The organism is Sphingobium sp. TB-6, from assembly GCF_012927365.1.
In the GTDB taxonomy this organism is placed as follows: domain Bacteria; phylum Pseudomonadota; class Alphaproteobacteria; order Sphingomonadales; family Sphingomonadaceae; genus Sphingobium.
Map to the genome: position 1 here is coordinate 54,975 of NZ_JABBGL010000024.1, position 8,628 is coordinate 63,602.

Here is an 8,628-nt window from a genome sequence, read left to right on the forward strand (position 1 = left end):
CGGATTCCTGATTGGTGGGGTCTGAGCGAAGCGGCGGCCTAGCCGCGCGGCGCTACCATCGTTTTTTCACCTGCATCGATACGAAGCGGCCCAGCACATCGGCATTGGCCGGGTCGTAGGCAAAGCCCAAATTGCGGTCGACAAAGGGCGGATCGCTATCGAAGAGATTCTGCACGGTGACAGCCAGGCTCAGCCCCTTGCGCCAACCCTCCGCTGTTCGCGGTTCATAGCGCAATTGCAGGTCGACGCCGTTCCACGACGAGATCGGACGCGCGGGCGCACTGATGTTGTCAGTGTAGGGACCAACATGGTTGAGCGAAAGCGTTGCCCCGACGTCGCCTCGCGCCCAATCGAGAGTGCCGCGCAGGCGGAAGTCTACGGGATTGCCCAACGTCCCTACTCGCTCGATCATGGGTGAAGCAGGCGTGAGCTGATCCTTATAATCAATGAGGATCATGCTGTTGACCGAGATGTTCAGCCGGTTCGAACCCAGGGTGAGGCTCTGACGCATCTGGATATCGACCCCGCGCACATCCACCCGGGCGGAGTTGACATAGCGCCCGTCGAGGATCGCGCGGAAGGATTCCGGGGCGAAGGTCGTCGGCACGCTCGACCCTGGCACCGCGAGCAGTTCCCGCACGCGAGCCAGATCGGCGGCGTTATGCGCGGGATCGATCAGAGTTACATAGGGCGCATAGATGGGGTTGGTGAGCGCCTGGAGAATATTCTCGGTGACCGGCTGTCCGATCCGGTTGGAGAAGCGCGTCTGGAAATAGCTGGCCTCCAAGCCAAAGCCCGGCACAGCCTTGGGCTGGACCCTGAAGCCGACAGTCAGCGATTTGGCCTTTTCTGGTTCGAGACTGCGATTGCCGCCGCGTTGGGTGAGGACCGGCAGGTTGCCACCACCCGTGGTCGGGAGCTGGGTGTAGGAGACGCGGAACGGGTCGAAAATCTCTGGGAGCGCAGGCGCGCGGAACGACGTTCCCCAGCTTCCCCGTAGCTGCAATCCTTGCGCCGGCTCCCACACCAACCCAATCTTGGGATTGGTGGTCGAACCGAAATCGGAATAGCGCTCATGGCGGACCGCGACCGACAGGTCGAGGCGCTCAACACCGGGGCGCGCATTGCCCGGGCCGACCATCGGCACGGCCAGTTCGCCAAATACGGCAACGATCGTCCGGTTCGCCTTCGGCGTCACCGGCGCGGGCGGCGTGACGCCCGAGGCGAAGGTCTGGACCGAGCGGGAGAAATGCTCCTCGCGCGCCTGCGTCCCGAAGGCGAGCTTCAGCGGCCCGCCGGGTAGGTCGAAAAGCGTGCCGTCGGCGATCATGCTGCCATTCAGCAATTCGCTGCTGTAGCGCTGGCGGATGAAGCCGCTGCCGATAAAATCGATGATGGCGGCGCTGTTGCTGCTGCCATCACCGAAAGGATTGAAATAGCCGTCGCGCGCCGCGCTATAGGCGGTTAGCGGATTATCGGCGGTGAGGCCCAGCGCTTCATTGAGCGCGCTGCTGTTGAGCAGATGATCGCTCAGCTGCCGATCAACCTGACGGGCGTGCGACATATAGGCGTCGACCTGCCAGTCGCCGCCCAGTTCCGCCCGGACGCCCGCTGTCACCGAATGGCTGCGCACCCGGCCACTGGTGAGGATCGGGCCGATATCCCTGCCAAAATCATAGGCGATCGCCACTGACGAACCGCCGGTGGGCGAAACGAACCAGGGATTGGCGCGGGTCACGCTCATGATGGTGAGCGACGGCTGCGATTTCGCATCGAACTTGCGATCGGAATAGCGGCCTTCGGCATAAAAGGTGAGGCCGGCGGTCAGTTCCTGTTCCCCGCTCACGAACAGGCTGTGCCTGTCCTGCTTCGAGAGCAGGTCGACATGGGCGCGCGGACTGGAAAGACTGGCGCCGGGTAGGAAGTCGCTGGGCTCAAGATCCGTGCCATCCTGTCCGTCGGGAATGGCATAGGCAGGGACATAGGTGCGGCTCACGGGGTCTAGCACCACAACGGTGCCGGGAGCCGAGAAATATTGGCGGTAGTCATGGCCGCCGAGCTGCCGCAGGTCGGCTGAGCGCGTATATTTGCGCGCCGATCCAGGGAGGCGACCGCGATGCTGGTATTCATAGGCCGCAAGGATATGACCGGTCGCCCAGCGGGCACCCACCACCTGTCCGGCGATGATGTCCTCACTGCCGCCTCGCGTCACCGTGCCGAGGCGCAGCCGACTCTCAGCCCCTTCGAAATCCTTGCGCAACAGGATGTTGACCACGCCGCCGATCGCGTCCGAGCCGTAAAGAGCCGACGCGCCATCAGCCAAAACCTCGACCCGCTCGACCGCAACTGCAGGAATGCTGGAGAGATCGGTGAAATCGCCCTTCCCGCCCGCGCCCGCGGTCCGGCGGCCATTGACCAGGGTCAAAGTTGCGTCTGAGCCTAAACCGCGCAGATTGATGCTCGCCCCAAGACCGGGGTTGATGCTGACGCGGTCCGAGCCGGTAAGGCTGGTATCCTCATTGGCCATGCCGCCGAAATTCTGCGGCAGCAGCGCCAGCGCCTCTGCAACCGTACCCGCGCCGGAGCGGGCGATGTCGGTGGCCGTCATGCTGATCACCGGCGATGAGGGCGGCGCTGCCGAGCGGATATTTGTGCCGGTAACGACAATCCCAGCTGCTGCCATGTCCGGCGCGCGAACCGGCTTCGGCCGAGGCGCGATTGCCTGGGGTAGACGCTGGGGGACCGGTCGATGCTGGGACTGACCCTGTCCTTGCGGCGATGGCGCCCCGCGCGGCGAGAGCACATAGACATTGCGGCCCTGATGGCTGACGGTGATCGGATAGCCGCCGATCAGCTTGTGCAGCGCCTTGTCGGCATCCATCGATCCCACGACCGAGCTGGTGCGACGGCCCTCTACCAACTGGCTACGATACAGAATCTGGCGGCCCGTCAGCACCATGTACCGCTGCAACGCCTGATCGAGCGAACCCGCCGCGATGTCGAAACGCGGATGCACCTCCTGCGCATAGGCCGCCGGTGCCATCGCGGGAACGCTCGCCAACGCCCAGGCCGCACACAGGAGTAGGCCGCGACGCTGTGCAGACCTTGCCCGTTTCGGCGAATCCATACGATGGACGTTCCTGGCTGTCATGGTTTCCCTTCCCCTGCTGGTCCGGCGGACCGAGGAGCGGGTCTCCCGCCTTCCCCTGTCGCCTAATTCTGTAACGTAGAGGAACGGGGGTAACCCTGGACGATATGTGAAATTTTTAAATCAGGATCGCACAGGGTCAGGGACAAGACGGATAGTGCCATTGGTTTGCGGCTCCGCGCGTAACGGGTAGAGCGCGATCACGGCCCGGATGAAGGCATCGCGGTCGCCAACGGCAAATCCGCCGTTGACGCGCTCATCCGCGAGATCCGGCGCCTCCAGGATGATAGGCGCCTTGGAATAACGATTGACTTCATCGACTGCGGCGGCGAGCGATCGGCCCTCGAACTGGAGCCGGCCGGTGGTCCAGGAGGTGATCGCCTCGACATTGCCCCGCTCTTTCTCGCCAAGTCCCGCTTCCCGCGCCATCATCATGTCGCCCGGCAACAACTGATCGGTGCATTTGTCGGACGGGCATTGCGCGGCATCCACCCGCACCTTGCCCTCGATCAGAAGGATATTGGCATCCGATTGCTGGCGATCGATCTCGAAGCGGGTGCCGAGCGCTCTCACGGTCGCCACGCCCGCATCCACATCAAAGGGACGGCTCTTGTCATGCGCAACATCGAACATCGCCCGGCCGCTGATCAGGGCGACGCGTCGATGCCCTGACGAGAAATTTATGTCGACGGCGCTTGCGCTATCGAGATGGAGCCTCGTGCCGTCCTCCAGGCGAACCAGGCGTTGCTCCCCAATTCCCGTTTCATAATGGATCGCCACTGGCCGGAGGAGGAATGTGCCAAGGGTCATAGCTCCGGCAATAACCGTGCCTGCCACCCACAACATTGGTCGACGGATGCCTGACCGAGGCGCGGTTCGCTCGATTGCGTCATCGACCAGAGCAGCAATTTGCGGGTCTTTCCCGAGCTTCTGTGCGCTCTCCCAATGCCCATTTAGTCGCTCATAGGCGGCGGCATGGCGCGGATCTTTCTTCCAGGCAAAGAATTGCTGGAGTTCGGCCGTGTCCGCAACGCGGGAATTGAAGCGCGCAACCCAATAGGCTGCGTCTTCCTCGATTTTTTTATCTTCTTCGCTGCCCATCGTCATCCCTACCCTCAGTCCGACAGCCGTTGTGCACACAATATAAGTGCCTTGCTCACCCGTCCCTCAACGGTCTTGACCGAAACTCCCAGCCTTTTCGCGATATCTGCATTCGTCATGCGGGTGAACCGCGACAAAAGAAAGACCGTCCGAAGATCCGGTGGCAAAGATTGGACGGCCTGTTTGAGGCCGAGGAAATATTCCTGCTCTCCACAGTCTTCTATGTCCCAGGAAGGATCGGGATCATTAGCCGCCAGCGGTGCGGGACGGGTCTTGTTGCGGCGCATTTGATCGAAGGCAAGGTTGAGCCCGATCCGGAGCAGCAGCGCGCGGGGCCGACGCTCCGCCTCCTCTTCGCTGTAGCGCGCTACCCGCATATAGGTGTCCTGCACCAAATCCTCCGCTTCAAGACCAGAGCCCGCGAACCGGCGTTGCAGCCTTCCGAGCAGCCAGCCCGCATGATTGCGGTACAGCCTGTCGACCATCCCGTCCTGCCGGCTACCCATTGGCAGCCACGGCGTTTTCCCTTGCTCGCCGGTCATTACCCGCGCCTTTCCTTCAATTACGAAGGGCGTGCCGCCCCATAAGGACGGCAAAGGAAAAGCTCCATGCCGGTGCATCGCGCAAAGGGCGCGCGCATGGATCGGCCATGCCAGCACCAAGTCTGACTCGCCGATCTTCGGTACAGGGGTTTCCACGCCCCGCCATCGGCCTCCCGACGGCACCAAAGAGAATTCCGTATCGAGAATCGGCTGGCAAGGGCTTGAAAAAAGGGGTCGGGTGTTGGAAATCCTGTACAAGGACCCGTTATTTGGACGTCGCGCCGCTGCCGACCGGCCAGGCCAAAAGCCCGCCGATCCCCCGGCCCATGGGACACGCGTCCTGTTTCACGGCACCCGACATCTCCTCCATAGCGCAGCCGCCGCGACTGTCTAACTGCGCCGCGCAAAGCGCAGAAAAAATAATGGCTGAGCTGTTCCTGCGCAGCAATCTGCGGGTTCTTCGCCAATTAGCTGCGGAGATTCGGCATTTAGCTGCGGAAACTCCGCGGCTAAATGCCGAGTTGCGGCGAAAAGCTCTCCCGATCCGCGAATGATTCGATACGCGCGAACTGTCCGACACACTGAGGCTTCGAATGCGGCGATCCGCTTTTATGCGATGATTACCAAGCGGCCTGATTGATACAAGGCACATATTTTTCTTGGCTTTTCTACGCCAAAGGGGGAATCTGGGGGAATGAAGACGTCTCTCGATCATCTGCCCGAACGTAAACAGCGGGAGCTCGGCGAAATCCGTCGCATATTGTTCGAAGAGTTTGAGGACACGATCGCCGGGCGTAATGCCCCTCATCGCAAGGCCGGTCGGATCCTCAAGGTTATCCTCTATGGATCACATGCGCGCGGCGACTGGGTAGAAGACCCGGTCGGTGGTTATTTCTCCGATTATGACGTGCTGGTCGTTGTGAACCATGAGGAACTCGCGGATCCGATCGAATATTGGAGCAAGGCCGAGGACCATCTACTCCGGGCCCACACCATCTCAAAGAAGCTCAGTGTTCCGGCGCACATCATTACCCACAGCCTGACCGACGTGAATAAACAACTGAAGAAGGGTCGCCCCTTCTTTCGAGACATCCTCCGTGATGGTATTGCTCTCTATGAAGCACCTGACAATCCGTTCGATCAGCCAGTTACTTTGCCGCCGGACGAAGCACGAGCAGAGGCACAAAAGCATTTTGACAAATGGTTTCCGAGCGCAACAGCATTTTTCAGCATGGCTCGACACGCACTTTCGGAAGGAAATGAAAACGAAGCCGCGTTCGTTCTGCACCAGACCACTGAACGACTTTATGACTGCTTTCTCCTCGTTAGTACGTTGTACGCACCAAAATCACACAAGATTAATTTGCTCAGGTCACAGTGCGAACAGTTGGATGCAAGGTTGATTCAAGCGTGGCCGCGGGATACAAAATTCACGCAGCGTTGTTTCGAACTGCTGCGCGGTGCTTATGTCAACGCACGTTACTCAGAGCATTATAAAATCACTGCCGAGGAACTGGAATGGATTTGTGAGCGGATTACTATACTCCAAGGATTGGTAAAGGACATTTGCCAAGAGCGACTGGGATCGTGACTAAGAGCGCCGCTGACACCCTCCCATGACAAGGCCGGGCTTCACCCCGGCCTTAGATTCAATCACCAGATTTTGACCCGATCCTTGGTCGGAAGATAGAGCTTCTCACCGGGTTCAGGCTTAAACGCGGCATACCATTCATCAAAGTTTCGAACCGTGGAAATGCGGTATTGAGCGGGCGAATGGGAATCCGTGACGAGCCGTTGGCGCAGGGCGGCCTCCCGATATTTGATCCGCCACACCTGCGCCCATCCGAGAAAGAAGCGCTGGTCGCCGGTCTTTCCGTTTATGACCGGAGCTTGCTTACCGCCCAGTGAAGTATGATAGGCATCGAGAGCAACAGCCAAGCCTGCCAGATCGCCGATATTCTCACCCAAAGTCATGGCCCCCTTCACATGCACACCGGGGAAAGGCTCATAACGATCAAATTGATCGACAAGGCGTCCGCTGAGCGCCTTGAAGGTGGCGACGTCGGCCTCACTCCACCATGGGTTGAGCTTCCCGGTCTCATCATATTTTGAACCCTGATCGTCAAAATGATGGCTGATCTCATGGCCGATCACAGCGCCGATCGCGCCATAGTTGACCGCCGGGTCGGCATTGGGATCGAAAAAGGGCGGTAGCAGGATGGCAGCGGGAAAGACGATCTCCACCTTGCCGAAATTGGCATATGCATTGATCTCCATGGGCGTCATGCCCCATTCCCAACGATATATCGGCTTGCCAAGCTTTCCCACCTGATAGTCGAAGGCAAACTGGTTGGCGCGAACTGCATTGCCGAACAGATCGCCCGCCTTGATCATGAGACCCGAATAATCGCGCCATCTGTCTGGATAACCGGTCTTGGCCGTAAACGCGGCCAGCTTGCGGCGAGCCCTGATTTTCGCGGTATCACTCATCCAGGTCAGCTTATCGATCCGGCGGCCCATGGCCGCGATCACATTCTGGACCAGTGCGTCCATCGCCTCCTTCGTTTCAGGCGGGAAATATCGCGCGACGTAGGCCTTCCCAACCTCCTCTCCCAAAGCGCCCTTGAGAAAATCGATGCCACGCTTCCAACGTTCCGGCCGCATTGGCGTACCAGCTAGGATTGTACCGTAGAAGGCGAAATCCTCGTCCCCGATATGGTCGGGCAGGAAATCGGCATAGGTATGGATGCTTCGCACGAGCAAAGCATCCTTCAGAACCTGAAGCGGAGTCTTCGCGATGAGCGCCGCCTCCCCCGCAATGGCGCTGGGCTGCGCGACAATCATCTCGGCGGGTTTGATGCCGTTCGCGGCAAAATAGGCAGGGAAGTCGAACCCGGGCGCGTCCACCGTCAATTTGGCGAGTGTGGTCTTGTTGTAGACCCTATCGACGTCGCGGCTTTCGACCCGTGACCAATGCAGCTTCGCTATTGCCGTCTCAAACGTCATCAGAGCGTCAGCTCGGCTGCCGGCGTCAGTTTCCCCAATCAGAGTCAGCATTTGTGTAAGATACGCACGATATGCCGTCCGGATCGCGGCCATTTTGTCGCTTTGCTCGAGATAATAATCGCGATCCGGCAGGCCCAAGCCGCCCTGACTCAGCTTGATGATATAGCTGTCTGGCTTTTTATCGTCCTGCCCAACGTAGAGGCGAAAAGGACCGGCAACACCAATGCGATTGGCCTTCGCAACGAGGTTTTCCAGGCCAGCTTTGTCGCGCAATTCGCTGATTTCCCGGAGCCATGGTGCGATTGTCGTTAGACCCGCTTTCTCAACGGCAGCACGACCCATATAGCTCGAATACGCTGCCCCAATCTTGTTCAAAGGGTCTTTTCGGGCCGCGTCCAGAATTGCCCTTGTGCGTTCGCGCGAGAGGTCTTCCAGAAGGTTGATCATGCCGAAGCTGGCCTTGTCCTCCGGGATCGCCGTGCGCGCATCCCAGTTTCCATTCGCATAGCGGGAGAAATCCTCACCCGGCGACGCTTCATGGTCCATGCCATCTTCATCAAGCCCGTAAGTACCATAGGCCGAAGCATTCGATCCGGAGGGCGCGCCCTGATCTGCGTGTGCTGCTGGAAATGAGAATACAGCCAGAAACATTGCTGCACCTAAGTTTGACGATCGCATCCCGAACCCTCTCGAAAGATCCAAGGTGTCAAACGGCGTTCAAAAGGGACCCCCGATCGGCGTCGAAGAGGGACCCCCTTTTCAGATAATATGATGCTGGTTTGTTGAAGATGGCCTTGCGCTGCGTGCGGCGGAGGGCGGGCGTAGCCCGAC

6 protein-coding genes are annotated in these 8,628 nt (G+C 59.7%); 2 read left to right on the forward strand and 4 right to left on the reverse strand.

Annotated elements, in window-relative coordinates; translation table 11 throughout:
• Positions 1–52: 52 nt before the first annotated feature.
• The 3 genes from HHL26_RS21470 to HHL26_RS21480 form a co-directional block, all read right to left on the reverse strand.
• Positions 53–3,061 carry a TonB-dependent receptor gene (locus HHL26_RS21470; protein WP_169576700.1) on the reverse strand — a complete coding sequence of 1,003 codons (3,009 nt, stop codon included), beginning with the start codon at positions 3,059–3,061 and terminating at the stop codon, positions 53–55.
• Between the two features lie 210 nt (positions 3,062–3,271).
• Positions 3,272–4,255 (reverse strand): FecR domain-containing protein, encoded by a 984-nt coding sequence (locus HHL26_RS21475; RefSeq protein WP_052757588.1) that lies wholly within the window; start codon positions 4,253–4,255, stop codon positions 3,272–3,274.
• Positions 4,256–4,263: 8 nt separating this feature from the next.
• Positions 4,264–5,049, reverse strand: a complete 786-nt coding sequence (locus HHL26_RS21480) for an RNA polymerase sigma factor (RefSeq protein ID WP_169576701.1) — start codon at positions 5,047–5,049, stop codon at positions 4,264–4,266.
• 11 nt (positions 5,050–5,060) lie between these two features.
• Between HHL26_RS21480 and HHL26_RS21485 the strand changes: the two genes are divergently transcribed.
• Both HHL26_RS21485 and HHL26_RS21490 read left to right on the forward strand, forming a co-directional pair.
• The gene (locus HHL26_RS21485; RefSeq protein WP_139111426.1) at positions 5,061–5,345 is read left to right on the forward strand and encodes a hypothetical protein; all 285 of its coding nucleotides are present in this window, start codon (positions 5,061–5,063) and stop codon (positions 5,343–5,345) included.
• 140 nt (positions 5,346–5,485) lie between these two features.
• On the forward strand, positions 5,486–6,382 hold the full coding sequence (locus HHL26_RS21490) for a HEPN domain-containing protein (RefSeq protein ID WP_046766262.1): 897 nt from the start codon (positions 5,486–5,488) through the stop codon (positions 6,380–6,382).
• A gap of 62 nt (positions 6,383–6,444) precedes the next feature.
• On the opposite strand, the gene HHL26_RS21495 is transcribed toward HHL26_RS21490, so the two are convergent.
• Complete coding sequence (locus HHL26_RS21495) at positions 6,445–8,448, reverse strand: M13-type metalloendopeptidase (RefSeq protein ID WP_099187118.1); 2,004 nt, start codon at positions 8,446–8,448, stop codon at positions 6,445–6,447.
• Between the last annotated feature and the right edge of the window lie 180 nt (positions 8,449–8,628).